22 protein-coding genes and 1 riboswitch are annotated in these 25,915 nt (G+C 73.2%); of the genes, 11 read left to right on the forward strand and 11 right to left on the reverse strand.

What is annotated here, in order from left to right; genetic code table 11:
* Positions 1–57 precede the first annotated feature (57 nt).
* Entirely contained in the window at positions 58–1,656 is a 1,599-nt protein-coding gene (locus OG753_RS12385) for an ABC-F family ATP-binding cassette domain-containing protein (RefSeq protein ID WP_327261858.1), read from the reverse strand.
* 290 nt (positions 1,657–1,946) lie between these two features.
* Between OG753_RS12385 and OG753_RS12390 the strand changes: the two genes are divergently transcribed.
* Together OG753_RS12390 and OG753_RS12395 are read left to right on the forward strand one after the other, a co-directional pair.
* On the forward strand, positions 1,947–2,837 hold the full coding sequence (locus OG753_RS12390) for a neutral zinc metallopeptidase (protein WP_405788430.1): 891 nt from the start codon (positions 1,947–1,949) through the stop codon (positions 2,835–2,837).
* 63 nt (positions 2,838–2,900) lie between these two features.
* A complete protein-coding gene (locus tag OG753_RS12395) occupies positions 2,901–3,296 on the forward strand; it encodes a VOC family protein (protein WP_327261860.1) in 396 nt (131 codons plus the stop codon).
* 71 nt (positions 3,297–3,367) lie between these two features.
* Here OG753_RS12395 and OG753_RS12400 read toward each other — a convergent pair whose 3' ends face one another.
* A complete protein-coding gene (locus tag OG753_RS12400) occupies positions 3,368–4,810 on the reverse strand; it encodes a hypothetical protein (protein WP_405788432.1) in 1,443 nt (480 codons plus the stop codon).
* A gap of 179 nt (positions 4,811–4,989) precedes the next feature.
* Entirely contained in the window at positions 4,990–6,120 is a 1,131-nt protein-coding gene (locus tag OG753_RS12405; RefSeq protein ID WP_327261861.1) for a hypothetical protein, read from the reverse strand.
* 310 nt (positions 6,121–6,430) lie between these two features.
* On the opposite strand from OG753_RS12405, the gene OG753_RS12410 reads away from it, so the two are divergent.
* From OG753_RS12410 to OG753_RS12440, 7 genes are all read left to right on the forward strand, one after another.
* Entirely contained in the window at positions 6,431–7,720 is a 1,290-nt protein-coding gene (locus OG753_RS12410; protein ID WP_327261862.1) for an anion permease, read from the forward strand.
* A 25-nt stretch (positions 7,721–7,745) separates the two neighbouring features.
* Positions 7,746–7,967 (forward strand): hypothetical protein, encoded by a 222-nt coding sequence (locus OG753_RS12415; protein WP_327261863.1) that lies wholly within the window; start codon positions 7,746–7,748, stop codon positions 7,965–7,967.
* A 119-nt stretch (positions 7,968–8,086) separates the two neighbouring features.
* Positions 8,087–8,230: riboswitch (cobalamin riboswitch) on the forward strand.
* Positions 8,231–8,267: 37 nt separating this feature from the next.
* On the forward strand, positions 8,268–9,230 hold the full coding sequence (locus tag OG753_RS12420; RefSeq protein WP_327261864.1) for a cobalamin biosynthesis protein: 963 nt from the start codon (positions 8,268–8,270) through the stop codon (positions 9,228–9,230).
* On the forward strand, positions 9,227–10,747 hold the full coding sequence (locus OG753_RS12425; RefSeq protein ID WP_405788435.1) for a cobyric acid synthase: 1,521 nt from the start codon (positions 9,227–9,229) through the stop codon (positions 10,745–10,747). Before OG753_RS12420 ends, OG753_RS12425 begins: the two co-directional genes overlap by 4 nt.
* A 157-nt stretch (positions 10,748–10,904) precedes the next feature.
* Positions 10,905–13,046 (forward strand): putative cobaltochelatase, encoded by a 2,142-nt coding sequence (locus OG753_RS12430; RefSeq protein WP_405788437.1) that lies wholly within the window; start codon positions 10,905–10,907, stop codon positions 13,044–13,046.
* Complete coding sequence (gene cobO, locus OG753_RS12435) at positions 13,046–13,645, forward strand: cob(I)yrinic acid a,c-diamide adenosyltransferase (RefSeq protein WP_161296251.1); 600 nt, start codon at positions 13,046–13,048, stop codon at positions 13,643–13,645. Before OG753_RS12430 ends, cobO begins: the two co-directional genes overlap by 1 nt.
* Complete coding sequence (locus OG753_RS12440) at positions 13,639–15,030, forward strand: cobyrinate a,c-diamide synthase (RefSeq protein WP_405788439.1); 1,392 nt, start codon at positions 13,639–13,641, stop codon at positions 15,028–15,030. Before cobO ends, OG753_RS12440 begins: the two co-directional genes overlap by 7 nt.
* Before the next feature lie 20 nt (positions 15,031–15,050).
* On the opposite strand, the gene OG753_RS12445 is transcribed toward OG753_RS12440, so the two are convergent.
* Positions 15,051–15,788: a ZIP family metal transporter gene (locus OG753_RS12445; RefSeq protein WP_327261868.1), complete on the reverse strand. Its 738-nt coding sequence runs from the start codon at positions 15,786–15,788 to the stop codon at positions 15,051–15,053.
* 143 nt (positions 15,789–15,931) lie between these two features.
* On the opposite strand from OG753_RS12445, the gene cobC reads away from it, so the two are divergent.
* A complete protein-coding gene (gene cobC, locus OG753_RS12450) occupies positions 15,932–17,353 on the forward strand; it encodes an Rv2231c family pyridoxal phosphate-dependent protein CobC (RefSeq protein WP_327261869.1) in 1,422 nt (473 codons plus the stop codon).
* Between the two features lie 125 nt (positions 17,354–17,478).
* Positions 17,479–18,732 (forward strand): CapA family protein, encoded by a 1,254-nt coding sequence (locus OG753_RS12455; protein WP_405788441.1) that lies wholly within the window; start codon positions 17,479–17,481, stop codon positions 18,730–18,732.
* A 192-nt stretch (positions 18,733–18,924) separates the two neighbouring features.
* Here the strand turns inward: OG753_RS12455 and OG753_RS12460 are convergent, their stop codons facing one another.
* The 7 genes from OG753_RS12460 to OG753_RS12490 all read right to left on the reverse strand — a co-directional run bounded on the left by OG753_RS12460 (position 18,925) and on the right by OG753_RS12490 (position 25,911).
* Entirely contained in the window at positions 18,925–19,851 is a 927-nt protein-coding gene (locus tag OG753_RS12460; RefSeq protein ID WP_405788443.1) for an SCO1860 family LAETG-anchored protein, read from the reverse strand.
* 283 nt (positions 19,852–20,134) lie between these two features.
* Positions 20,135–21,238 (reverse strand): amidohydrolase family protein, encoded by a 1,104-nt coding sequence (locus tag OG753_RS12465; protein WP_405788445.1) that lies wholly within the window; start codon positions 21,236–21,238, stop codon positions 20,135–20,137.
* Positions 21,239–21,268: 30 nt separating this feature from the next.
* Positions 21,269–22,330, reverse strand: a complete 1,062-nt coding sequence (locus tag OG753_RS12470; RefSeq protein WP_405788446.1) for an aminotransferase class V-fold PLP-dependent enzyme — start codon at positions 22,328–22,330, stop codon at positions 21,269–21,271.
* Between the two features lie 70 nt (positions 22,331–22,400).
* The gene (locus OG753_RS12475; RefSeq protein WP_327261874.1) at positions 22,401–23,108 is read right to left on the reverse strand and encodes a DsbA family oxidoreductase; all 708 of its coding nucleotides are present in this window, start codon (positions 23,106–23,108) and stop codon (positions 22,401–22,403) included.
* Between the two features lie 108 nt (positions 23,109–23,216).
* Positions 23,217–23,717, reverse strand: a complete 501-nt coding sequence (locus OG753_RS12480) for a GNAT family N-acetyltransferase (protein WP_405788448.1) — start codon at positions 23,715–23,717, stop codon at positions 23,217–23,219.
* Positions 23,718–23,779: 62 nt separating this feature from the next.
* The gene (locus OG753_RS12485; protein WP_405788450.1) at positions 23,780–25,228 is read right to left on the reverse strand and encodes a peptidoglycan D,D-transpeptidase FtsI family protein; all 1,449 of its coding nucleotides are present in this window, start codon (positions 25,226–25,228) and stop codon (positions 23,780–23,782) included.
* Positions 25,229–25,290: 62 nt separating this feature from the next.
* On the reverse strand, positions 25,291–25,911 hold the full coding sequence (locus OG753_RS12490) for a response regulator (protein WP_383190285.1): 621 nt from the start codon (positions 25,909–25,911) through the stop codon (positions 25,291–25,293).
* Positions 25,912–25,915 lie beyond the last annotated feature (4 nt).

The following is a 25,915-nucleotide window of genomic DNA, read 5'->3' on the forward strand; positions in this document are numbered from 1 at the left end:
TGAGCCGAATGATCCATAAGGAATTGGATCAGAAGCGGAACGGGAACCGGAACCCGGTCAGGCGAGGGCCACCAGGTCCCGGTAGTCCGGTCCCCACAGGTCCTCGACGCCGTCCGGGAGCAGGATGATCCGCTCCGGTTCCAGCGCCTCGACGGCGCCCTCGTCGTGCGTGACGAGGATGACCGCACCCTTGTACGTGCGCAGCGCGCCCAGGATCTCCTCGCGGCTGGCCGGGTCGAGGTTGTTCGTGGGCTCGTCGAGGAGCAGCACGTTCGCCGAGGAGACGACCAGCGTGGCCAGGGCCAGGCGGGTCTTCTCACCGCCGGAGAGCACCCCGGCGGGCTTGTCCACGTCGTCCCCGGAGAAGAGGAAGGAGCCGAGCGTCTTGCGTACGGCGACCAGGTCCAGGTCGGGCGCGGAGGAACGCATGTTCTCCAGGACCGTGCGCTCCGGGTCCAGGGTCTCGTGCTCCTGGGCGTAGTAGCCGAGCTTGAGGCCGTGGCCGGGGACGACCGTGCCGGTGTCCGGCTTCTCGGTGCCCGAGAGCAGGCGGAGCAGGGTGGTCTTGCCGGCGCCGTTGAGGCCGAGGATGACGACGCGGGAGCCCTTGTCGATGGCCAGGTCGACGTCGGTGAAGATCTCCAGCGAGCCGTAGGACTTCGACAGGCCCTCCGCGGTCAGCGGGGTCTTGCCGCACGGCGCCGGGTCCGGGAAGCGGAGCTTGGCGACCTTGTCGGACACGCGGACGGCGTCCAGGCCGGCCAGCAGCCGGTCGGCGCGCTTGGCCATGTTCTGCGCGGCGACCGTCTTGGTGGCCTTGGCGCGCATCTTGTCGGCCTGCGAGTTCAGGGCCGCGGCCTTCTTCTCGGCGTTCTGGCGCTCGCGCTTGCGGCGCTTCTCGTCGGCCTCGCGCTGCTGCTGGTAGAGCTTCCAGCCCATGTTGTAGACGTCGATCTGGGAGCGGTTGGCGTCCAGGTAGAAGACCTTGTTGACGACCGTCTCGACCAGGTCGACGTCGTGGGAGATGACGATGAAGCCACCGCGGTAGGTCTTCAGGTAGTCGCGCAGCCAGACGATCGAGTCGGCGTCGAGGTGGTTGGTCGGCTCGTCGAGGAGCAGGGTGTCGGCGTCCGAGAAGAGGATCCGGGCCAGCTCGACGCGGCGGCGCTGGCCGCCGGAGAGGGTGTGCAGGGGCTGGCCGAGCACGCGGTCGGGCAGGCCGAGGGCGGCCGAGATGGTCGCGGCCTCCGCCTCGGCGGCGTACCCGCCCTTGGTCAGGAACTCCGTCTCCTGGCGCTCGTACTGCTTCATCGCCTTGTCGCGGGTGCCCCCGCTGCCGGTCGCGATGCGCTCCTCGTTGGCACGCATCTTCTTGATCAGCACGTCGAGGCCGCGCGCGGACAGGATCCGGTCGCGGGCCAGCACGTCGAGGTCGCCGGTGCGCGGGTCCTGCGGGAGGTAGCCGACCTCGCCCGAGCGGGTGATCAAGCCGCCGGCGGGCTGGCCCTCGCCCGCGAGGCACTTGGTGAGCGTGGTCTTGCCCGCTCCGTTGCGGCCGACCAGGCCGATGCGGTCGCCCTTGGCGACGCGGAAGGAGGCGGACTCGATGAGGATGCGGGCGCCGGCGCGCAGCTCGATGCCGGTGGCGGTGATCACGGAAATACTCCAGGGCGGGTGGGGACGGCGGAAGGGGGGCAGGACGCGATGCTTCGACGCCGCTAATCCGCGAGGAGATTTGCCATGAGAGACATTCTAGCGGGGGTGTGCAACTGGTTTCGGGGCGCGGGCCGGGCCGGCCGGCACGCCGGGGCCACCGCTTCGTATCCCCCGTTCGGCCCAGCGGCGCCCCGGGGCGGCTGAAGCGCGTACCAGGATGAATGGGTTGATACTCGCCGCATGGGCGCAGCCGCGAGCGTGCCCGTTCCACCAGCGGAGGGCGGTGCGGGATGCAGTTCGACGACGACGCCAGACTCGACGGCTCCGGAGTCGAGGACAGGCGCGGCGGCAGCCGCATCCCGGGAGGGAAGGCCACCGTCGGCGGCGGCATCGTCGGGCTCATCGCGCTGATCATGGGGCTCCTGTTCGGGGTGGGTCCGGACCAGCTGGGGCTGGCCCCCACCGAGGAGCCGGTGCCGACGGCCTCGACCGCCGAGCAGATGCGGCAGGCCTGCGCCTCGGGCAAGGACGCGAACACGCGGGAGGACTGCCGGCTGGAAGCGGTCACCCGGAGCACCCAGGACTTCTGGAGGCAGGAGTTCGCCAGGCGCGGCGGCCGGTACAGCCCGTCGACGACGGTGTTCTTCGAGAACCGGACGAACACCGGGTGCGGGATGGCCACCGCGGCGGTGGGCCCCTTCTACTGCCCCGCGGACCGGAAGGTCTATCTGGACCTCGACTTCTTCAACGACCTGCGGACGAAGTTCGGCGCGAGCGGCGGCCCCTTCGCACAGGCGTACGTGATCGCCCACGAGTACGGGCACCACATCCAGAACCTGACCGGAACGCTCCAGCGGGCCCAGGACGGCCGGCAGGGCCCGAACAGCAACGCGGTCAAGGTCGAGCTCCAGGCCGACTGTTACGCCGGGGTGTGGGCGCACAACGCGACGAACGTCGCGGACGCCTCCACCGGGCGGCCGCTGATCAAGCTCCTGACCGAGGACGACATCAGGGACGGGCTGGACGCGGCGGCGGCGGTCGGCGACGACCGGATCCAGGAGAAGTTCCAGGGCCGGGTGACCCCGGAGTCCTGGACGCACGGCTCGGCCGAGCAGCGCCAGCAGTGGTTCTACCAGGGCTACCGCACGGGCGACATGGCCCGGTGCAACACCTTCCGCTGACTGTCGGTCCCGCCTGCCATGCTGGTGTGACGCGGGTCACCGTCACGAGAGGGAGTGATCGTCATGGCAGGCGTTCCGTCCATCTGTCCCACCCTGGTCTACCGCGACGCGAAGGCGGCCATCCGGCTGCTGACCGAGGCCTTCGGATTCAGCCAGATCGCCGTCTACGAGGGTGAGGACGGGTCGGTGACGCACGCCGAGCTGGCATACGGCAACGGCGTGGTGATGCTGGGCAGCTCGGGCACGGGCGGGGTCTTCGACAAGGCCATGGAGGGCGCCGGCCCCTCGGGGGTCTATGTCGTCGTCGACGACGTGGACGCCCACCACCGTCGGGCCGTCGAGCACGGCGCGGAGATCGTGATGGAGCCCACCGACCAGGACTACGGCTCGCGCGACTACATGGCCCGGGACGCCGAGGGCAACGTCTGGAGCTTCGGGACGTACGCGCCGCAGGTCTGACCCCGCGGCGCGCCCGCCCCCTGCCCGATTCCCGCGGTGCCGGCTACCCGCGGAGCAAGCTTCCTACGGAGTCACTCGCCGCCGGTGTGGACCTGGAAGGCCGCCCTGCGGACCGCTTTGGCCAGCGTCGGGTCGGGGTGGGCCGCGGCCAGCGCGACCAGCACCTGCACCGTGCGCGGATGGCCGACCGCACGGACCTCGTCCAGCAGCCGGGGCACGGTGGTCCGGACGGCCGAGTCCAGGTGCCGGGCCAGCAGTTCGGCCTCACCGTGGTCGGCGATGGCGGCCGCGGTGTCCACCCAGAGCCAGGTCGACTCCTCGGCGGTCAGGACGTACTGCGCCTCGTCCGGGTCGATCCCGTCGTGCTCGGCGAGCCAGAGCAGGGCGTAGGGACGCAGGGCGGGCTCGCGCACGGCGGAGCGCACCTCGGGTTCGGCGGGGGCGCCCACCACGCGCAGCGCCTCGAAGGCGAGGCCGCGCAGCAGGGCGTCCTCGCCGCGGGCGGCCTGCAGGAGCTCGGCCACGGCATGGCCGACGGGCCGGGCGGCGAGCCATGCCTGGTACTCGGCGCGGGCCGGGCCCGGGGTGAGGCGTGCGCAGCCGTGCAGCATGGCGGCGGCGGACTGCTCGATGTTCCCGGCGGGGCTCTGCGCCGCGACGCAGATCTGCTCCAGCTTGACCCAGACGGCCCAGCTGCCGAGCGGGGTGAGCGCGGCCCGGGCGGGACCGAGGGTGACGGCGTCCACGGCGGCGAGTCCGCCGAGCGCCCAGCGCAGCAGCCGGGCGAGCGGGACGGGGCGGGCCTCCGCGGAACCTGCGGCCGAGGTGAGCGCCACCGCGGAGGTCGGCGCCACCGCGGGCTCGGCCTCGTAGGGGATCTCGCACCGTTCGTCGCGCAGTTCGGTGACGCGCTGCCCGAGCAGGTCGAGCAGGTCGGGGACGGTCACCGGGCCGGCGGACAGCTGGAGGAGGGAGAGGAGTTGGGGCATCGCCTCGACGACCTCGGCGACGGCCGAGGGGGCGATGTCCGCGGGAGCGGGGTGGACCAGCGACCAGGCGTCGAAGAGCGCGACCCAGCCGCGCAGTACGGCGGTGTCGTCCCGGTCCCAGGCGCGCAGCCGCCAGCCGGGCCGGGCGTGACCGCCGTGCACCTCGACCAGTCCGGCGAGCCGGGCGCGGTCCCAGCCGACCTGGATCTGGCCGTGCGTCAGTCCCAGCTCTCCGGCGGCGCGTTCGACGTCGGCCGGGGGCAGGGCGCCCGTCGGGGCGGGCCGGCCGCCGTCTCCGGCGCCGAGGTTGTGCTCGGCCCAGCGGGTCAGGCGTACGGCGTCGGCGAGCGAGGCCCGGGCCCGGTTCGCGAGGTCGGCCGTGGCGGGTGTACCCGCCGGGGGCCGGGGCGCGGGACGGGTGCGTCGGTCGGTCACCGCCTTGCGGGCCGCGGCGACGGAGCGCGGCGAGACGAGTCGGAGTCTGGAGTCGCGAGCCAACTGCTCATCAGGCTTTCGGGACGTCACGGAAGCAGTCTCGCCCGTCACTGGCCGAAAGCCCAAACGGAACCAGCCGTTGCCACCGGCCGCCCGCAGTGCAGACCGGGACAAGCCGCCCGCAGGGCCCTGTCCCTCACAGGGCCTTCACATGACGGGCCTTCATCCTGGCCCTCGTCCGGGCCTTCTCGCGGGCGTTCACCCGGCCTTCACATGAGGGGGGTGAGGAAGCGGCGCAGGGCTTCCTCGTAGCCGGCCGGGTCGGCGTTCCACATCGCGCCGTGGCCGGCCCCGTCCACGGCGTGCAGGGTGACGAGGTCGGGGCGGGCGGCGGCGAGCCGCCGGGAGGGCTCCCAGGGGGCGAGCGCGTCGTCCGGGCCGTGGAAGATCAGTACGGGGACGCGCAGCGCGCCGGGGTCCGCGCCCGCCGGCCGGCGGTCGACGCGCAGGCCCGCGCGGCCCTCTGCGGCCCGCACCGCCAGCGGAAGCAGCACGGACGGAGTGCCGCGCGCGGCCGCGAGTCCGCGCAGGGTGGCGTGCCAGTCGAGCACCGGCGAGTCCAGCACCAGTCCTGAGATCACATGGGACAGCGCCGAGCGCTCGGCGGCGTGCAGCGCCATGGTGGCGCCGGTGGACCAGCCGTGCAGGACCACGCGGCGGGCTCCGTACCGCACGGCGTAGCGGATGGCGGCGTCCAGATCCCGCCATTCCGATTCCCCGAGGTGACCGAGGCCGTCCGGGGAGGCGGGGGCGCCGAGGTCGCCCCGGTAGCCGAGGTCCAGGACGGGCAGCTGGTGGCGGTGCAGGAAGGGCATGACGACCATCGGGTGCTCGCGGCTGCTGCCGAGGCCGTGCACGGTGATCACCCAGGTGTCCCGGACCGCGGGCACGAACCAGGCGGGCAGGGCGCCGAGCTCCCCGGGGACGTCCACGTCGGCGTGCTCGAGCCCGAGGGCGGTGCCCGGGTTGCCGACGTACACCTGGGGGGTGAGGGAGACCCGCGTGCCGGGGCCGAGGGTGCCGTGGGTGACGGAGACGAGCCGCCGCACGACGGCGTCCGGGCCGGGGTCGGCGTCGGGGAGCACGGGTCCGACGACGGCGTGCACGCCGGGTGCGACCAGGCCGTAGGTGCCGGGGCGCAGGGAGGCGAGCGAGCGGGTGAGGGTGATGCGGTCGGCGGCGGCCGAGTGGACGCTGAGCTTCGGCCCGCCGGGGAGCGGACGTCCGGGTTCGGGCCGCAGGGCCGCGTCGGCGGCGTGCCTGCCGACGGCGACGGCGGCCGCGCCGGCAACCAGGAGGGTCGTGGTGACGGCCGCAGCCGTTGCTGTCGCGGTTCGCACGGCTCCAGTGTCGCGGCGCGGCCTCGGGCGGGCCACCGGAGGAGATCCCTCCGCCATCTGCGAGGGTGGAGTGATCTGGGTCTCATTCGGGGCCGGAGAGGGGGGATCGTATGCAGGGCGGAGTGCCTGCGGAGGGGTTCATTCACCCGCCTTTGACGTGCATTAATGGCGTTATCTGCGCCAGAATCAGGACGAATGACCCGATCACCCCCCGGGCCAGTACACCGCCCCGCCCGAGTCAGTTCATCTTCCGTTCATCCAGGTTGCCTACGGTCGCCGAGCCACTGACGTCAAACAGAAGCCTGGGTAAATGGAGCACATAACGCTTCTCCTCGGGATCGTGATCATTACCGCTCTCGTGTTCGACTTCACGAACGGTTTCCACGACACGGCCAACGCGATGGCCACCACCATCTCGACCGGCGCCCTCAAGCCCAAGACGGCGGTGGCCATGTCCGCCGTGCTCAACCTCGTCGGCGCGTTCATGTCCGTGGAGGTCGCCAAGACGATCTCCAAGGGACTGGTCAACGAGGACGGCATCCAGCCAGAGGTGATCTTCGCCGCCCTGGTCGGAGCGATCCTCTGGAACCTCGTCACCTGGCTGGTCGGGCTCCCCTCCAGCTCCTCGCACGCCCTGATGGGCGGCCTGATCGGTGCCGCGGTCGCCTCCGCCGGCCTCGGCGCGGTCAACGGCAGCGTCATCGTCACCAAGGTCCTCATCCCCGCGATCGCCGCCCCCCTGGTGGCCGGCATCGCCGCGTACCTGGCCGCCAAGGTCACGTACCGGATGGGGAACAAGGTCGGCGAGAAGACCTCCGCCAAGGGGTACCGCGCCGGTCAGATCGCCTCGGCCGGTCTCGTCTCCCTCGCGCACGGCACCAACGACGCTCAGAAGACGATGGGCATCATCACCCTGGCCCTCATCGCCGGCGGCGCGATCGCGCCCGACGCGAACCCGCCGGTCTGGGTCATCGTCTCCGCCGGACTCGCCATCGCGATGGGCACCTACCTGGGCGGCTGGCGCATCATCCGCACCATGGGCAGTGGCCTGACCGACCTGCAGCCGCAGCAGGGCTTCGCCGCCCAGACCTCGGCCGCGTCCGTCATCCTCGCCTCCTCCAACCTGGGCTTCTCGCTCTCCACCACCCACTCGTGCTCCGGTGCGGTCATGGGTGCGGGCCTGGGCCGCAAGGGCGGTGTGGTCCGCTGGTCCACCGCGACCCGCATGTTCGTCGCCTGGGGCCTGACCCTGCCGGCCGCCGCGCTGGTCTCGGCCGGTGCCGAACTGGTCATGCGCATCGGTGACGTCGGCATCGCCGCGGTCACGCTCTTCCTGATCGGCTCCTGCCTGGCCATCTGGCTCATCTCGCGCCGCCAGGTCGTCGACCACAACAACGTCAACGAGGTGGAGCCGGCCCACGCCGAGGAGCCGGGTGTCGTCACCACGGCGATCGCCGCGGTCACCGTCCCGCCGACCGTCGCCGCAGCCGGCATCGGCACCCCCCTCGCCGGTACGACCGCCGCGGTCACGGACGAGGACCTGAAGGCCACCATCCCGGCCGCGACGCAGACCCCGGCGGCTCCGGCCGCCGCGGTCTGACCGAGACACACAGAGGAACGGCAGTATGAAGATCGACTGGGAAGCGCTCGGCTCCGTCTTCGGGGTCAGCCTCCTCGCCACCGTCGCCCTCGTGGCCCTCTTCACCCTGGGCCTGGTGGGCCTGTCCAAGCACGAGACCGCGACCGAGCAGGGCGGCACCGCCACCCTCGCCCGTACCGGCGCGTACGCCTGCTTCGCGCTCGTCGCGGCGGCCGTGACGTACGGGATCTACCTGATCGTCGCCTGATCCGCCGCCCCGCGGCCGGCCAGGCGTGAAGGCTCCCTCCGGGTTTGTCCCGGAGGGAGCTTTTCGCATCCCGGGCCCCCCACGGCACCGCAGGTCAACGGCGAGTTGACGGGCTTCGCGGTGCATGGTGGACTGCCCGAGCCATTACGGCGGCATGGAGAGGAAGTCCGGTGCGAATCCGGCGCGGTCCCGCCACTGTCACCGGAGCACTCGGGCCGAGTGCGACCGGGAGCCAGGAACTCTCGCCGCCGGACACGTCGAACCAGGGCGCGGACCCTGAGTGAGGACATACCTGTCACCATGCGTGCCGATCGCGTTTTCGCGTACGGCGCCACGGCGGGCCTGATCGGCGACCGGATCCTCGGTGATCCGCGCCGAGGGCACCCCGTGGCCGCCTTCGGAAAGGCCGCCGCCGCCGTCGAGCGCTCCCTGTGGCGCGACGACCGCTCCCGGGGCCTCCTGCACACCCTGGTGTGCGCCGGGGGCGCGGCCGCCGTCGGGGCCCTGGGCGCCCGCGCCGTGCGCTCCCGGCCCGCGGCCGCCCGTATCGCCCTGACCGCCGCCGCCACCTGGGCCGTCGTGGGAGGCACCTCGCTGGGCCGGGAGGCCCGCGCCATCGGCGGGGCGCTCGCCGCCGGGGACATCGAGGTGGCCCGGGAGCGGCTGCCCCACCTGTGCGGGCGCGACCCGCAGGCCCTGGACGGGCAGCAGATGGCCCGCGCCGTCGTGGAGTCCGTCGCCGAGAACACCTCCGACGCGGTGGTCGGGGCCCTGGTGTGGGGCGCCGTCGCCGGAGTCCCCGGCCTGCTGGCCTTCCGCGCCGTGAACACCCTGGACGCGATGGTCGGCCACAAGTCCCCCCGCTACCTGCGCTACGGCTGGGCCTCCGCCCGACTCGACGACCTGGCGGGCTGGCCGGGGGCCCGGCTGACGGCGGTCGCCGCCGTACTGGCCGGCCCCGACCGGCGGGGCGCCGTACGGGCCTGGCGCGCGGACGCCGCCGCCCATCCGAGCCCCAACGCCGGACCCGTCGAGGCCTCCTTCGCCGGGGCGCTGGGCGTCAGACTGGGCGGGACCCTCGCGTACGGCGGCCGGGTCGAGCACCGGGCGGTATTGAACGGCGGGGCGGGGCGGCCGGTGGAGGTCGCGGACATCGAGCGGGCGGTACGGCTGTCGCGGCAGGTGAGCTGGCTGGCGCTGGGTGCCTGTGTGGCCGTCCGGCTGCTGGTCTCCCGTACGACGAAGAAGGGGCGGCGCGCATGAGCGGCGCGAAGCGCGGCGGGGGTCTGCTGGTCGCGGGCACCACATCGGACGCGGGGAAGAGCGTGGTCACGGCGGGGATCTGCCGCTGGCTGGCCCGGCAGGGCGTGAAGGTGGCGCCGTTCAAGGCGCAGAACATGTCGCTGAACTCCTTCGTGACCCTGGAGGGCGCCGAGATCGGGCGCGCCCAGGCGATGCAGGCCCAGGCGGCCCGCGTGGAGCCGACCGCGCTGATGAACCCGGTGCTGCTCAAGCCCGGCAGCGACCGCAGCAGCCAGGTGGTGCTGCTGGGCAAGCCGGTGGGCGAGATGAGCGCCCGCGGCTACCACGGCGGGCGCCAGGAGCAGTTGCTCGGCATCGTCACGGACTGCCTGGAGCAGCTGCGGGGCACGTATGACGCCGTGATCTGCGAGGGGGCGGGGAGTCCGGCCGAGATCAACCTGCGCCGGACCGACATCGTGAACATGGGCATCGCGCGGGCCGCGCGGTTCCCGGTGGTGGTGGTCGGCGACATCGACCGCGGCGGGGTCTTCGCGTCCTTCTTCGGTACGACGGCGCTGCTGTCGGCCGAGGACCAGTCGCTGATCGCCGGGTACATGGTCAACAAGTTCCGCGGTGACGTGTCGCTGCTGGAGCCGGGCATGGAGATGCTGCGCGGCCTGACGGGCCGGGCCACGTACGGGGTACTGCCGTTCCAGCACGGGCTGGGCATCGACGAGGAGGACGGCCTGCGGGTCTCCCTGCGCGGGGCGGTACGGGAGTCCGTGGTCGCGCCGCCGGTGGGCGAGGACGTGCTGCGGGTCGCCGTGTGCGCGGTTCCGCTGATGTCGAACTTCACGGACGTCGACGCGCTCGCGGCGGAACCGGGCGTCGTGGTGCGGTTCGTGGACCGGGCCGAGGAGCTGGCCGACGCGGACCTGGTCGTCGTACCCGGCACCCGGGGCACCGTCAAGGCCCTGCAGTGGCTGCGGGAACGCGGGCTCGCGGACGCACTGCTGCGCCGGGCCGCCGAGGGGCGGCCGGTCCTGGGCATCTGCGGCGGGTTCCAGGTGCTCGGCGAGCGGATCTCCGACGAGGTCGAATCGCGGGCGGGCGAGGTCGACGGCCTCGGACTCCTCCCCGTACGGATCCGGTTCGAGCGGGAGAAGACCCTGGCACGGCCCTCGGGGACGGCGCTCGGCGAGGAGGTCTCCGGCTACGAGATCCACCACGGCGTGGCCGAAGTGCTCGGCGGCGAGCCCTTCCTGGACGGCTGCCGGGTCGGCCCGGTGTGGGGCACCCACTGGCACGGCTCACTGGAGTCGGACGGCTTCCGCCGGGCGTTCCTGCGGGAGGTGGCCGCGGCGGCGGGCCGGCGCTTCGTCCCGGCGCCGGACACGTCGTTCTCCACCCTGCGGGAGGAACAGCTGGACCTGCTGGGCGACCTGATCGAGGAACACGCGGACACGCATGCGCTGCTGAAGCTGATCGAGGGTGGATCCCCTGCGGGCCTGCCCTTCATCCCTCCGGGCGCACCATGACGGGCTCAGCCCCGCACATTCGGCCCCGCCGGCGACCCGGGCGCGGGGGGCCGGGGGCGGAGCCCCCGCAACGGCGCCGCAGCGGCACCCGTACCGGCCCGCGCACTCGTACGGGCCCGCGCACACCGACACGTACCCGCACTGAGAGAGGCAACGCATGAGCACGCCCTACCCGTTCACCGCAGTGGTCGGCCAGAGCGACCTGCGGCTGGCGCTCCTGCTCAACGCCGTGAGCCCGGCGGTCGGCGGGGTGCTCGTGCGCGGCGAGAAGGGGACCGCCAAGTCCACCGCCGTCCGCGCGCTGTCCGCGCTGCTGCCGCAGGTGGACGTCGTATCGGGTTGCCGGTTCAGCTGCGCGCCCGCCACGCCGGACCCGGCCTGCCCGGACGGCCCGCACGAGTCCGGCCCCGGCGGCGCTCGGCCGGCCCGCATGGTGGAGCTGCCCGTCGGCGCCTCCGAGGACCGTCTCGTCGGCTCGCTCGACATCGAACGGGCCCTCGCCGAGGGCGTGAAGGCGTTCGAGCCCGGACTGCTCGCCGACGCCCACCGCGGGATCCTCTACGTCGACGAGGTCAACCTGCTCCACGACCACCTGATCGACCTGCTGCTGGACGCCGCCGCGATGGGCGCCTCGTACGTGGAGCGCGAGGGCGTCTCGGTCCGGCACGCCGCCCGCTTCCTGCTCGTCGGCACGATGAACCCCGAGGAGGGCGAGCTCCGCCCGCAGCTCCTCGACCGGTTCGGGCTCACCGTCGAGGTGGCCGCCTCCCGCGAGCCCGCCCAGCGCGTGGAGGTGGTCCGCCGCCGGCTCGCCTACGAGGACGATCCCGCGGGCTTCGCGACCCGCTGGGCCGGGGACGAGCACGAGGTCCGCGCCCGTGTGGTGGCCGCCCGGGCGCTGCTCCCGAAGGTCTCGCTCGGTGACAACGCGCTCCTGCAGATCGCGGCGGCCTGCGCCGGGTTCGAGGTCGACGGCATGCGGGCCGACATCGTGATGGCGCGGACCGCGACCGCCCTGGCCGCCTGGGCCGGGCGTACCGAGGTGCGCAAGGAGGACGTCCGGCGGGCCGCCCTGCTGGCGCTCCCCCACCGCCGGCGCCGCAACCCCTTCGACGCGCCCGGGATCGACGAGGACCTGCTCGACCGGATCCTGGACGAGTTCCCCGACGAGGAGCCCGAGCCGGAGCCCGAGCCGGACCCCGAGCCCGGTCCGGGCACCGAGGGCCCCGAGGACGACGGCCCGGGGGACGGCGGTCCTGACGGCGGTGGCGGCCTGCCCCCGCAGGGCGGCGAACCCCAGGACCCCGGCCCCTCGGCCGAAACCCCCGAGACCCCCGGAACCCCCGAAACCGGCGAGGCCCCCGCCGAGGCCCCGCAGCCCTCCGCCCAGGAGGCCGGCGGGCCCGAGCAGGCCGCCGTGCGCGCCGCCGAGCCGTTCCGGACCAGGATGCTCAGCGTGCCCGGCCTCGGCGAGGGCGCGTCCGGACGCCGGTCGCGCGCCCGCACCGCCCACGGCCGCACCACCGGCGCCCAGCGTCCGCGCGGGCACCTGACGAAGCTGCACCTGACCGCGACCATCCAGGCCGCCGCCCCGCACCAGAGGGCGCGTGGCCGCGACGGGCGCGGTCTGGTGATCCGCAAGGACGATCTGCGCCAGGCCACGCGGGAGGGCCGCGAGGGCAACCTCGTGCTCTTCGTCGTCGACGCCTCGGGCTCCATGGCCGCCCGGCAGCGCATGAGCGCGGTCAAGGGCGCCGTGCTCTCGTTGCTCCTCGACGCCTACCAGCGCCGGGACAAGGTCGGCCTGATCACCTTCCGCGGGGCCTCGGCCGAGCTGGCCCTGCCGCCGACCTCCTCGGTGGATGCGGCGGCTGCCCGGCTGGAGCAGCTGCCGACGGGCGGCCGCACCCCGCTGGCCGCCGGACTGCTCAAGGCCCACGAGGTGCTGCGGATCGAGCGGCTGCGGGATCCCTCGCGCCGACCGCTGCTCGTGGTCGTCACCGACGGGCGGGCCACCTCGGCCGGGAACGCCGGGGGCCGTACGGACAGCAGCCCGCGGGAGCTCGCCGGGCACAGCGCGCGGCTGCTGCAGGCCGCAGGCGTCGCCTCCGTCGTCGTGGACTGCGAGTCCGGGCCGGTCCGGCTGGGGCTGGCGGGCGTACTGGCGCGGGACCTCGGCGGACCCTCCGTCACGCTCGACGGGCTGCGGGCCGACTCGCTGGCCGGGCTCGTGAAGAACGTACGTACCGCGGTGGCATCCACCGCTTCACCCAACAGCAGCAACAGGAGGGCCGCTTAATGCCTCAGGGACAGCCGTCCGTCGTTCCGGACGACGGGCTCACGACGCGCCAGCGCCGCAACCGTCCGCTGGTCTTCGTCCACACCGGCCCCGGCAAGGGCAAGTCGACGGCGGCCTTCGGGCTGGCGCTGCGCGCCTGGAACCAGGGCTGGCCGATCGGGGTGTTCCAGTTCGTCAAGTCGGCGAAGTGGAAGGTCGGCGAGGAGAACGCGCTCAAGGTCCTCGGCGCCTCCGGCGAGGGCGGCTCCGTCGTCTGGCACAAGATGGGCGAGGGCTGGTCCTGGGTCCAGCGGGACGCGCAGCTCGACAACGAGCAGGCGGCCAAGGAGGGCTGGGAGCAGGTCAAGCGCGACCTGGCCGCCGAGACGCACAAGCTGTACGTGCTCGACGAGTTCGCCTACCCGATGCACTGGGGCTGGATCGATGTCGACGAGGTCATCGAGGTGCTCCGCAACCGGCCGGGCACGCAGCACGTGGTGATCACGGGCCGCAACGCGCCGGAGAAGCTGGTGGAGTTCGCGGACCTCGTCACCGAGATGACCAAGGTCAAGCACCCGATGGACGCCGGCCAGAAGGGCCAGAAGGGCATCGAGTGGTGACTTCGTTCGACATCCCCCGGCTGGTCATCGCCGCTCCGTCGTCCGGCAGCGGCAAGACCACCGTCGCCACGGGCCTGATGGCGGCCTTCTCGGAGCGCGGCCTCGCCGTGTCCCCGCACAAGGCCGGGCCCGACTACATCGACCCCGGCTACCACGCGCTGGCCACCGGCCGCCCGGGACGCAACCTCGACGCCTTCATGTGCGGGCCCGACCTGGTCGCCCCGCTGTTCGCGCACGGGGCGGCCGGGTGCGACCTGGCCGTGGTCGAGGGCGTGGTGGGGCTCTACGACGGGGCCGCGGGCCGGGGTGAACTGGCGTCGACGGCGCAGGTCGCGAAGCTGCTGCGGGCGCCGGTGGTGCTCGTGGTCGACGCGTCCTCGCAGTCGCGGTCGGTGGCGGCCCTGGTGCACGGCTTCGCGTCCTTCGACCCGCAGGTGCGGCTGGGGGGCGTGATCCTGAACAAGGTCGGCTCCGACCGGCACGAGGTGATGCTGCGGGAGGCCCTGGAGGAGGCGGGGATGCCGGTCCTCGGCGTCCTGCGGCGGGCTCCGCAGGTGGCCACGCCCTCGCGCCACCTGGGGCTGGTCCCCGTGGCCGAGCGGCACACCGACGCGCTGGCCTCGGTGTCGGCGCTGGCCGCGCAGGTGCGGGCGGGCTGCGACCTGGACGCCCTGATGGCCCTGGCCCGCACGGCCCCGCAGCTGGACTGCGAGGCGTGGTCACCGGACCGGGCCGCGCCGGCTGCCGGGGCGCCGGGTCCGGAGCGGAGCCCCGGCAGGAGGCCGGTGATCGCGGTCGCGGGAGGGGCCGCGTTCACGTTCTCCTACGCCGAGCACACGGAGCTGCTCACGGCCGCCGGAGCGGAGGTCGTCACCTTCGACCCCCTGCGGGACGAGGCGCTCCCCGAGGGCACCACCGGCCTGGTGATCGGCGGCGGCTTCCCGGAGATGTACGCGCCCGAGCTGTCCGCCAACGAACCGCTGCGGGCGGCCGTCGCCGCCTTCGCCGGGGCCGGCGGCCCGGTGGCGGCCGAGTGCGCCGGGCTGCTGTACCTCGGGCGGTCGCTGGACGGGAAGCCCATGTGCGGGGTGCTCGACGCCGACGCGCGGATGTCGGAGCGCCTCACCCTCGGCTACCGCGAGGCGGTGGCGGTGTCCGACAGCGCGCTCGCGCAGGCCGGCACCCGGCTGCGCGGGCACGAGTTCCACCGGACGGTGATCGAGCCGGGCGCCGGGGCGACCCCGGCCTGGGGGTTCACGCACCCGGAGCGCCGGGTCGAGGGCTTCGTGCAGCAGGGCGTGCACGCCAGCTACCTGCACACGCACTGGGCGGCGGAGCCGTCCGTCGCGCGCCGCTTCACGGAAGCCGCGGCAGCACGGCGGTGACCTCCGTCCCGCGCCGGCGTTCAGTCCGCGATGCCCACCACCAGCCAGATCCCGGCCACCCCGCCCACCGTGCACATCAGCGTGGACAGGGCGGGGTGCTTGTGGTGTGCCTCGGGCAGGATCTCGGCGGACGCGAGGTACAGCAGGACGCCCCCGAAGAAGCCGAGGTAGGCGCCGAGGGGTTCCTCCGGAAGTGTGAACAGCAAAGTGGACGCCGCGCCCACGACCGGGGCGACGGCGTCGGCGTAGAGCATCAGCAGGGCCTTGCGGCGGTCGTTCCCGTAGACCCTGGTGAGCGTGTACGTGTTGAACCCGTCGGCGAAGTCGTGGGTGATGACGGCCAGCGCGACGGCCACGCCCATCCCTCCGCCGACCTGGAAGGCCGCGCCCAGGGCCACGCCGTCGGCCAGGCTGTGGCCGACCATGGCCGCGGCCGCGGTCAGTCCGACCTGGGGGACGCGCGCACTGCCCTCGATGCCTTCCTCGGCCCCGTGCGCGGCCTGGCGGACGGCGAGCAGCCGTTCCACGACGTGCGCGACCAGGAAGCCGGCGACGAAGAGCAGCAGGGCGAGCGGGACCCCGAACACCTCGTCACCCGCCGCGTGGAGGGCCTCCGGGAGCAGGTCGAGGCCCACGACGCCGAGCATGAGCCCGCCGGCGAGGCCCAGCACGAGGTGGCGGCGGTCGGTGACGCGCTGCGCCGCCCAACCTCCCGCCAGGGTCATCAGGAACGCGCCCAACGCCACGATCACGGCCATGTGCCCCTGAATACAGATTCCTCGCCGCGGGCGCACGTCCGCGCGCGGGTGGTGGGCGGCGGAGTGTTGACGACCGGGCTGCGGACGCCGGTAATGGGCCGGAGGCGGTGTTGGTGACGGTGGCTACGGAGGGAGGATCCCCGGTGGGCGAGTACACGACGCAGGTGGTGGTCGGGGTCGGCGGACGCGCGGGGGTCTCCGTCGCGGAGGTCTGCGCCCTGGTCGAGGAGACGCTGCGGGGGGCCGGGCTGGCCGTGGGGGCGGTGACGGCGCTGGCCACCGTGGAGTCGAAGGCGGACGAGCCCGGGATCACCGGTGCGGCGAAACGTTTCGGCGTTCCCCTGGTGAGCTACCCGGCCGAACGGCTGGCCGCCATCGCCGTTCCGCATCCCTCGGAGGCCACGCGCACGGCCGCCGGGACCCCGTCGGTGGCGGAGGCCGCCGCCCTCGCGAACGGCGGGGAACTCCTCGTGCCCAAGAGGCGGTCGGTGGCGGCGACCTGCGCGGTGGCCACGGCGCACGCGCACGACCTGCGCCACCACGGGGACGCCGAGGTGATCGACGCGGGCTCCGCGCTGGTGGACCTGGCGGTCAACGTACGTGCGCAGACGCCGCCGGACTGGCTCAAGCAGCGGATCGCCGCCTCCCTCGGGGATCTCGCCGCATACCCCGACGGGCGGCCCGCCCGCGCGGCGGTGGCGGCTCGGCACGGGCTGCCGGTCGAGCGGGTGCTGTTGACGGCCGGGGCCGCGGAGGCCTTCGTACTGATCGCGCGGGCCCTGGGAGCCGTACGGCCGGTCGTGGTGCACCCGCAGTTCACCGAGCCGGAAGCGGCCCTGCGGGACGCGGGGCACCGGGTCGAGCGGGTGGTGCTGCGGGCCGCGGACGGCTTCCGGCTCGACCCCGCGGCCGTTCCCGAGGACGCGGACCTGGTGGTGATCGGCAATCCGACCAACCCGACGTCCGTGCTGCACCCGGCGGGAACGCTGGCGTCGCTGGCCCGGCCGGGCCGGATCCTGGTGGTGGACGAGGCGTTCATGGACGCCGTCCCGGGCGAGCGGGAGGCCCTGGCCGGCCGGATGGACCTGCCGGGGCTGGTGGTGCTGCGGAGCCTGACCAAGACGTGGGGGCTGGCGGGGCTGCGGATCGGCTACGTGCTGGCCGAGCCCGAGGTGATCGCGCAACTGGCGGCCGCGCAGCCGCTCTGGCCGGTGTCGACCCCGGCGCTGGTGGCGGCCGAGGCCTGTGTGGCTCCGGCGGCGCTGGCCGAGGCGGAGGAGGCGGCCCGGCGGATCGCGGTGGACCGGGCGCATCTGCTGGCCGGGCTGGCGGAGTTCGACGAGGTGACGGTCGTCGGGGAGGCGGAGGGGCCGTTCGTCCTGATCCGGGTGGCGGCCGGGGCCGAGGTCCGCACCCGGCTGCGCGCGCTCGGCTTCGCCGTCCGCCGCGGGGACACCTTCCCGGGGCTGGACCACTCCTGGCTGCGGCTGGCGGTGCGCGACCGGGCGACGACGGGCCGGCTGCTGCAGGCCATGGACCACGCCCTCGCACTGACCGGGCACTGACCCGGCGGCGATCGCGGGCCGGTTCCGCGCCGGTGCCCGATTCACCCGTACGGCCGCGTGCCATGGTGGAGGGCGCGGGGCCGGACGAGAATCCCCGCATCGGCGTACGACATCGGGGGTCGGGAATGAAGGCATCCGCCAGGATCGGCGCGGCGCTGGCCGGGCTGGCCGTAGTGGGCGGCGGGATCTACGCCGTACCGCGGCTGCTCGACAGCGGCGCGGCGCCCGCCACGGAACAGCGGCTCCGGGGCGAGCCGGGGCAGGGCGAGGCGGGGCAGGGCGAGGCGGGCCGGCCCGAGGAATCCGCCGCCGCTCCCGCCGCCGGGAAGCCGTTCACGCTGGTGGCGACGGGCGACATCATCCCGTACCCCTCCATAATCCAGCGGTCCGCGGACGACGCGGACACGGCCGGAGGGCACGACTTCCGGAAGATACTCGCCGGGGTCAAACCCCTGGTCTCCACCGCCGACCTTGCGATATGCCACCACGAGATACCGTACGGCCGCCCCGGCGGCCCCTACACCGGCTATCCCACCTTCAAGGCCCCGCACCAGCTCGCGGACGCCCTCAAGGACGCCGGGTACGACAGCTGTTCCACCGCCTCGAACCACACCCTGGACGACGGCTACGAGGGCCTCGCCCGCACCCTGGAGCACCTCGACCGCGTCGGCGTCCCGCACGTCGGGTCGGCCCGCAGCGCCGAGGAGGCCAGGAATCCGGCACTGATGGCGGCGGGCGGCGCGAAGGTCGCCCAGCTCTCCTACACGTACGGCACGAACGGCATCCCGCTTCCCGAGGGCAAGCCGTGGGCCGTCAACCTGATCGACAAGGACCGGATCATCGCCGACGCCCGGGCCGCGCGGGCGGGTGGTGCGAACGTGGTGGTGCTGAGCGTCCACTGGGGCACCGAATGGCAGACGGCGCCCGACGAGCAGCAGAAGGAACTGGCGCAGGCGCTGACCGCCTCCCGCTCGGCCGACGGCCTCCCCGACATCGACCTGATCATCGGCACGCACAACCACGTTCCACAGCCCTACGAGAAGATCAACGGCACCTGGGTGGTCTTCGGCATGGGCGACCAGGTCGCCAGTTTCGTCCCGGCCGACAAACTCCGCGGCAACCAGTCCTCGGTCCCCCGCTTCACCTTCTCCCCGGCGGCCGGCCGTCCTGGCCGCTGGGAGGTGGTGAAGGCCGAATTCCTCACGCAGTACTCGGACATGGGGCCTCCGTTCCGCGTCGTGTGCGCCTCCTGCGCGGCCTCGGACACCTCGCTCCCGGACGCGAAGCGGAGCGAGTACGCGCGGATCGACCGGCAGGTCACCGAAGCGGTGATGTCACGCGGCGCGGGCGGGCAGGGACTGGAGCACGCGGCCCGCTGAGCACGCCGCCCATCGAGCACGCCGCCCGCTGAGCACGTCGTCCGTTGGGCATGCCGCCCGGTTGAGCACTCCCCTCCAGGTGCTCCCCGGGACGGCACGCCGCCCGCCCGCCCCCGCCACCCGTCGAGCACTCCCCTCCAAGTGCTCCCCGGGTCGGGCACGCCGGACGGCGGCCCGGGGCTCCCGCCCGTCCTACGAGGCCCTGCCCCGCCGGGTCAGCAGGAGGGCGCCCCCGCCGATGGCGAGCAGGGTCAGCGCCCCGCCCGCGACGTAGGGAGTCAGTGAACCGCCGCCGGTCTCGGCGAGGTTGGCGCCGGTGGTACCGGACGCGATGCCGGAGCCGGTCCCCGTCCCGGCCTGCGGCTTGACGTCCGTCTTCACGGGCGGGGCCGACGCGGGCGCGGCGCCCGCCGGGGACTCGCAGCGCGCCTCGGCGAGCACGATCTCGCCGTCGACCTTGGCCACGTTCAGGTTCAGCGGGTTCACCGACACCTTCAGGCGGAGCGCGGCCGCGGCGGCCGTGGTGGAGGTGGTCTCCGTACCGGACAGCTCCAGGTGGACCTGGCCCACGCCGGGGACGTCGACCTTGGTGGGGCCGCCGGCCGTGAGGGTGACCTTCCTGCCGAGCGCGGTCACCTTGCCGAGGACGTTCGCGCTGGCCACCGGCTTCTTGCCCGCCTCGCAGACGGCCTTGGAGGTGACCTTCTCCACCTCGATCAGGGAGAGCAGCGGCAGTCCGGGCACGTGGACGGAGGCCTTGGCGAGGTTGGCCTCCGCCTCGGCCCGGGTCTTGTCGGCGGTCGCCTTGGACGTGGCGACGGTCGCGCGCAGGACACTGACCGGGCGGTTCCCCTCGACACCGTCCAGGGTGACGGCCAGCGCCGTCTTCTCGGCCGTCGCCGGGGCGCTGACCTCGTTGAGGGTCGCCTTCAGCGGGACGTGGACGGTCTTGTTGAGCAGACCCACGTCCAGCCCGGCTCGCAGGACGACCGCGTTGGCCTTGCCCTCGCCCCCGGCCCCGCCGCCTCCCGTGGCGAAGGCGGGCGGGGCGGTGAGGAGGGCGACCACTCCCGTGGCGAGCAGGACGGCCGCGGGCATGCGGAAGGTATGGCTGTTCAAGGTGGTGGAACCCCCGGGGAGTTGGGCGCCGTCGCGGCGCCAATGGGGGACATTGCGCGCGCCGACGGCCTCGACCCCGGAATCTTTACGCACTGTGGGTGAACGGGGGGCAACCTGACGTTACTTCACCCCAAAGGGTGGTTTCCGGGCGCACATTCGAATCATTGCGCCTCATGAAGAACGAGAGTTCTCCCCTTTCACGGACATCCGGCCCGTGCGGTCGTCTTCAACGACCGACGGGCCACCGATGTCACGCGACGTCAACAGGGTGCCGACGCGGGGCTCAGGCCCGGATTCCGCCGTTCACGACGACCCGCAGCGGCTGCGCGAGCGTCCGTACGTCGGCCCGCGGGTCAGCGGCGTAGACCACGAGGTCGGCGGGCGCCCCCTCGGTCAGGCCCGGCCGGCCGAGCCATTCGCGGGCCGCCCAGGTCGTGGCCGACAGGGCCTCGATCGCCGGGATCCCGGCCTTCACCAGCTCCGCGACCTCTGCAGCGACCAGGCCGTGCGGCAGGGAACCTCCCGCGTCGGTGCCGACGTAGACCGGGATGCCCGCGTCGTAGGCGGCGCGGACGGTGTCGTACCGCCGTTCGTGGAGCCTTCGCATGTGCCCGGACCAGCGCGGGAACTTCGCCTCGCCGCCCGCCGCCATCTTCGGGAACGTCGCGATGTTCACGAGCGTGGGGACGATCGCGACCCCGCGCTCCGCGAACAGCGGGATGGTGTCCTCGGTGAGGCCGGTGGCGTGTTCGATGCAGTCGATGCCCGCCTCGACCAGGTCGCGCAGCGAGTCCTCGGCGAAGCAGTGCGCCGTGACCCGGGCTCCGAGCCGGTGCGCCTCGGCGATGGCCGCCTCGACCTCGGCGCGCGGCCAGCAGGCCGCGAGGTCACCGGCGTCGCGGTCGATCCAGTCACCGACGAGCTTGACCCAGCCGTCGCCGCGCAGCGCCTCGCGGCCCACGTACTCGACGAGGTCGGCGGGCTCGATCTCGTGGGCGTAGTTGCGGATGTAGCGGCGGGTGCGCGCGATGTGCCGGCCGGCCCGGATGATCTTCGGCAGGTCCTCGCGGTCGTCGATCCAGCGGGTGTCCGAGGGCGATCCGGCGTCCCGGATGAGGAGGGTGCCCGCGTCGCGGTCGGTGAGGGCCTGGCGCTCGGCGGTCTCGGCGTCGACCGGGCCGTGGGCGTCCAGCCCCACGTGGCAGTGCGCGTCGACCAGTCCGGGCAGGGCCCAGCCGGTCACCGTGGTGATCTCGCGGGCGCCGGGCGGGCGCTCGTACGAGATCCGGCCGCCCACCACCCAGAGCTCGTCACGGACCTCGTCGGGCCCGACCAGTACCCGCCCCTTCACGTGCAGCACATCGCCCACGGCGCTCACATCGCTCATGGCGGCACTGTACGCGCGGGCTCCGCGGCGTCAGGAGGCGGAGAGGGCGTCCAGGAGCCGGTCCACGTCCGCCTCGGTGTTGTAGAGGTGGAAGGAGGCCCGCAGCAGGCCCGCACGGGCGGACGTGGCGATGCCGGCCGCCTGCAGGGCGGGCCGGCGGTCGGCGAGACCCGGCACGGAGACGATGGCGGAGTCCCCGGGGACGGGCTCGTGGCCGAGGCCGGCGAGCCCGGCCCGGTAGCGGGCGGCGAGGGCGGTGTCGTGCGCGTGCACGTTCTCGATGCCGATCCGCTCCAGCAGGGCGAGCGCGCGCTCGGAGGCGTGGTAGGCGAGGAAGGCCGGGGACTCGTCGAACCGGCGCGCTCCGCGGGCGAGTTGCGGCATCGGACCGTAGGTGGAGTCCCACATCGACTCGGCCGCCACCCATCCGGCGTGCAGCGGGGTCAGCGTGTCCTGGGCCTTCCGCGACACCGTCAGGTACGAGGCCCCGCGCACGCCGAGCAGCCACTTGTAGCCCCCGGTGACCGTGTACTCGTACGGCGAGGCATCGAAGGGGAGCCAGCCCGCCGCCTGGGTCGCGTCGACGAGCATCCGGGCCCCGTGGGCCGTCGCCGCCGCGCGCACCGCGGCCAGGTCGGCCTTGCGGCCGTCCGCGGACTGCACGGCGCTCAGCGCGACCAGGGCGGTGCCGGCACCGACCGCCCCGGCGACGGACTCGAGGGGCGCGAAGCGCACCTTGAGGTCGCCCCGGACCACGAAGGGATTGATCACCGAGGCGAACTCACCCTCGGGGCAGAGCACTTCGGCGCCGGGCGGGAGCGAGGCGGCGACGAGACCGACATGGGTGGACACGGCCGAGCCGACGGACACGCGCTCGGGGTCCACGCCGACCAGGCGGGCGAAGGACGCCCGGGCCCCGTTCACGCGGTCGAAGTCACCGAAACCGGCGGGGACCCCGGCCCCCGCCGCCTCGGCCAGCTCCCGTACGGCCGCGACGGCGGAACGCGGGACGACTCCGCAATTGGCGGTGTTCAGGTAGGTGGTGGAGTGGGCGAACTCGGCACGGGTCGCTTCGGCGAGCGGAAGATCCATGCCTTCAACTCTCCTCCAGGAGCAACCCAAAGTCCATTGCCGAGTTTCCTGCCCCCGCTCAAAGTATTCCTTATGCCTGCGGGACCGCGCACGCCCCGTCGGGCTCGCAGGCCTCGGCCGCTGCGGCCGGTTCCTCGACCTCGCGCCCGGCCCACGCCTGCTCCAGGGCGCGGGTGAACACCTCGGCCGGCTGGCCGCCGGAGATCCCGTAGCGGCGGTCGAGGACGAAGAACGGCACGGCGTTCGCACCCAGCTCGGCGGCCTCGCGCTCGTCGGCCCGGACCTCGTCGGCGTAGGCGGAGTCGTCGGCGAGGACGGAGCGGGCCTCGGCCTCGTCCAGCCCGGCCTCGACGGCGAGCGCGATCAGCACCTCGGGGTCGAAGACCGAGCGCTCCTCGCCGAAGTTGGCCCGGTACGCGAGGTCGAGCAGCTGCTCCTGGCGGCCGCGGGCCGCGGCCAGGTGCAGCAGCCGGTGGATGTCGAAGGTGTTGCCGTGGTCGCGGCCGTCGGTGCGGTAGGTGAGCCCCTCCGCACGGGCGCTGGCGGCGACGTGCTCCTCCATGCCGCGCGCCTCGTCGAGGGTGCGGCCGTACTTCTTGGCGAGCATCTCCACGACGGGGGCGGTGACACCCTTCGCGCCGTTCGGGTCGAGCTCGAAGGACCGGAAGACGACCTCCACCTCGTCGCGGTGCGCGAACTCGGCCAGGCCCTTGGTGAAACGGGCCTTGCCGATGTAGCACCAGGGGCAGGCGATGTCGCTCCAGATCTCGACGCGCATGATCCTTCTTTTCTCCGGGTTCGGATGGGGAATGAAACGGTTTGCGGTTCAACCGTCCGCTGCCCCGTCTCATTCCCCGGACTCAGCCCCCGGGATGATTCCCCGGGCTCAGTCCCCCGACGGGTCCGGCACGTCGCCCAGCTGCAGCCAGAGGGTGACGTGGGTGCCGGCGTGGGGGGCCGACGGGTCCGCGAGCCAGCCCCGGGTCGCGTAGAAGGCCCGGGCGCGGAGGTTGTGCTCGTAGACCTCCAGGCGGACCCGGTCGATCCCGGCCCGCCGCCAGAGCTCCACGCAGGCGGCGTGGAGGGCGGCTCCCGTGCCGTGGCGCCAGTGGACCGGGTCCACATGGAGCTGGGTGAGCGTGGTCTCGCCGTCCTGTGTGCGGTACGCGGCGACCCCGGTCAGCTCACCGTCCTGCTCGGCGCAGAGCACGCCTCCTTCTGCGGCGTCCCGGGATATGGCCCGCGACCAGCCCTCGCGGGTCCGCTGGAGTTCGGCGTCACCCAGGTACGCCTGCTCGGGAATGTGTCCCTGGTAGTAGGTGGCACGGGCCCTGGTGTGCAGGGCGGCGATCGCGGGGAGGTCGGCTGCCTGTGCGGTTCTGATCATGGGAAAGGAAACGCGCCGGGCCCCTCGGCGGTTCCCGGCGCGTCACAGTGCGGCTCCCGCCGCTACTTCTTCAGCCAGGCCGCCATCATCTTCTGGGCGATGGGTGCGGCCAGTTTGCCGCCGCCGATCTCGGAGCGGTCGGTGTCGGAGTTCTCGATCACCACGGCCACCGCGATCTGCTTGCCGTCCTGCTTGCCGTAGGAGGTGAACCAGGCCAGCGGGGCGAGGCTGTTGTTCACGCCGCGCTGGGCGGTACCGGTCTTGCCGCCCACCTCGGCCCCCGACACCTGGGCCGGCTTGCCGCCGCCCTCGGTGGCGACCGTGCGCATGGCGTCGCGGATCATCGAGGCGGTCTTCGCGTCCATGACCTGCTGGGACTTCGGATCCTTGAAGCTCTCCAGCACGTCGCCGCCCGCGTCGGTGACCTCGGAGACCATGTGCGGGGCGACCAGCTTGCCGCCGTTCTCGATCGCGGCCGTGACCATCGCCATCTGGAGCGGGGTGGCCTGTACGTCGAACTGGCCGATGCCGGTCTGTGCGACCTGGTCGACCGACATCTTCTTCGACGGGTACTTGCTCGACGGGTTGGTGCGCACCGGGGTGTCGATCTGCACGTTGAACCCGAGCTTCTCGGCCGTCGCCCGCATCTTGTCCTGGCCGAGCTTGGAGGCGAGCTCCGCGAAGACGTTGTTGCAGGACAGCCGCAGGGCGGTGCGCACCGAGACGTTGTTGCAGGCCGCGGAGCCGGCCTCGCTGGGCAGCGCGGTGCGGGTGCCGGGGATCGTGTACGGGTCGGGGATTCCGGTCTGCCGGTCGATGTCGGTGACCAGACCGTTCTCGATCGCCGCGGCGAGGGTGACCAGCTTGAAGGTGGAGCCGGGCGCCTGGGGCTTGCGCAGGGCCACGTTCTCCATGGCCTTGCCCTTGTCGGCGGAGAGCTCGGTCCAGGCCTTCTCGTCGTTGGCGCCGGTGATGGTGCCCGGGTCGAAGGAGGGGTTGTTCACCACGGCCAGGATCTCGCCGGTCCTGGGGTCCAGGGCCACGGCGGCGCCCTGCTTGCCCTGGAGCGCGTCGTAGGCGGCCTTCTGGACGTCCTTGTCGATGGTGGTCAGGACGTTCCCGGGAGCTGCCCGCTTGTTGGTGAGCATGTCCATCACGGTCTTCAGCCGGCTGTCGGAGCCGTTGAGCACGTTCTTGTAGATGCCCTCCAGCATGGTGGTGCCGTAGGCCTGGGAGCTGTAGCCCGTGATCGGTGCGTAGAGGGGGCCGTCGACGTACGTCCGCTTGTAGGCGAAGTCCTTGCCGCCCGTCTTCACCGAGCCGGTGATCGCCTCCCCGCCCACGATGATGTTCCCCAGCGGGTTCTCGTACTGCCCGATGAGGTTCCGGCGATTGTGCTTGTCGTCTGCGAGGGCCTGGCCTTGGTATGCCTGCACCCAGGTGACGCGGACCAGCAGGGCCAGCACCAGGAGCAGACAGAAGACCGACGCACGCCTGATCGTTTTGTTCATCCCCCAGAAGGACGTCCCTGGCTTCCCCGCCGTTCCGCTCTGCCCCGATTGTGGCGGGGTTCTCAGCCTTTCTTCATGATGAAGCCCCCCTCGTAGGCCGCGATGACCGCCTGGGTGCGGTCGCGGGAGCCGGTCTTGGTGAGGACCGACGCGACGTGCGTCTTGACCGTCTGGGGCCCGACCCCGAGGCGCTCGCTCATCTCGTGGTTGGACAGCCCGGTGGCCATCAGACGCAGTACGTCGGCCTCGCGGTCGGTGAGCCGGGCCACCCAGGGCGCGTCTGCGGGCGGGGCGCCGGCCGTGCGCGTGGCGGCGAGGGAGCGGACGGCGGCCGGGAAGAGCAGGGAGTCGCCGCGGGCGACGAGCCGGACCGCGCCGATCAGCTCGTCGGGGTCGGCCCGTTTGAGGAGGAATCCGACGGCTCCCGCACGCAGCGCGTCATAGACGTAGGCGTCGTTCTCGAAGGTGGTGACGACCACGATCCGGGGCGGCTCGGCCATGGTGGCGAGGATCTGTTCGGTGGCTCGGATGCCGTCGATCTCGGGCATCCGGACGTCCATCAGCACCACGTCGGGGGTCAGCGAGCGGACCAGCGAGACCGCCTCGGCCCCGGTGGCCGCCTCACCGACGACCTCCAGATCGGCTTCGGCCTCCAGGATGACCCGCAGCGCGGTGCGGACCATCCGT

It is taken from the genome of Streptomyces sp. NBC_00029 (genome assembly GCF_045160505.1).
In the GTDB taxonomy this organism is placed as follows: Bacteria; Actinomycetota; Actinomycetes; order Streptomycetales; family Streptomycetaceae; genus Streptomyces.

What these genes read in the sequence shown, in the direction of transcription:
- OG753_RS12465 (WP_405788445.1), bottom strand. Translation starts at nt 21,238, where the DNA reads ATGAGCGATGTGAGCGCCGTGGGCGATGTGCTGCACGTGAAGGGGCGG.
- OG753_RS12470 (WP_405788446.1), bottom strand. Translation starts at nt 22,330, where the DNA reads ATGGATCTTCCGCTCGCCGAAGCGACCCGTGCCGAGTTCGCCCACTCC.
- cobO (WP_161296251.1), top strand. Translation starts at nt 13,046, where the DNA reads ATGCCTCAGGGACAGCCGTCCGTCGTTCCGGACGACGGGCTCACGACG.
- OG753_RS12410 (WP_327261862.1), top strand. Translation starts at nt 6,431, where the DNA reads ATGGAGCACATAACGCTTCTCCTCGGGATCGTGATCATTACCGCTCTC.
- OG753_RS12425 (WP_405788435.1), top strand. Translation starts at nt 9,227, where the DNA reads ATGAGCGGCGCGAAGCGCGGCGGGGGTCTGCTGGTCGCGGGCACCACA.
- OG753_RS12475 (WP_327261874.1), bottom strand. Translation starts at nt 23,108, where the DNA reads ATGCGCGTCGAGATCTGGAGCGACATCGCCTGCCCCTGGTGCTACATC.
- OG753_RS12485 (WP_405788450.1), bottom strand. Translation starts at nt 25,228, where the DNA reads ATGAACAAAACGATCAGGCGTGCGTCGGTCTTCTGTCTGCTCCTGGTG.
- OG753_RS12445 (WP_327261868.1), bottom strand. Translation starts at nt 15,788, where the DNA reads ATGGCCGTGATCGTGGCGTTGGGCGCGTTCCTGATGACCCTGGCGGGA.
- OG753_RS12490 (WP_383190285.1), bottom strand. Translation starts at nt 25,911, where the DNA reads ATGGTCCGCACCGCGCTGCGGGTCATCCTGGAGGCCGAAGCCGATCTG.
- OG753_RS12395 (WP_327261860.1), top strand. Translation starts at nt 2,901, where the DNA reads ATGGCAGGCGTTCCGTCCATCTGTCCCACCCTGGTCTACCGCGACGCG.
- OG753_RS12415 (WP_327261863.1), top strand. Translation starts at nt 7,746, where the DNA reads ATGAAGATCGACTGGGAAGCGCTCGGCTCCGTCTTCGGGGTCAGCCTC.
- OG753_RS12390 (WP_405788430.1), top strand. Translation starts at nt 1,947, where the DNA reads ATGCAGTTCGACGACGACGCCAGACTCGACGGCTCCGGAGTCGAGGAC.
- OG753_RS12420 (WP_327261864.1), top strand. Translation starts at nt 8,268, where the DNA reads ATGCGTGCCGATCGCGTTTTCGCGTACGGCGCCACGGCGGGCCTGATC.
- OG753_RS12455 (WP_405788441.1), top strand. Translation starts at nt 17,479, where the DNA reads ATGAAGGCATCCGCCAGGATCGGCGCGGCGCTGGCCGGGCTGGCCGTA.
- OG753_RS12430 (WP_405788437.1), top strand. Translation starts at nt 10,905, where the DNA reads ATGAGCACGCCCTACCCGTTCACCGCAGTGGTCGGCCAGAGCGACCTG.
- OG753_RS12480 (WP_405788448.1), bottom strand. Translation starts at nt 23,717, where the DNA reads ATGATCAGAACCGCACAGGCAGCCGACCTCCCCGCGATCGCCGCCCTG.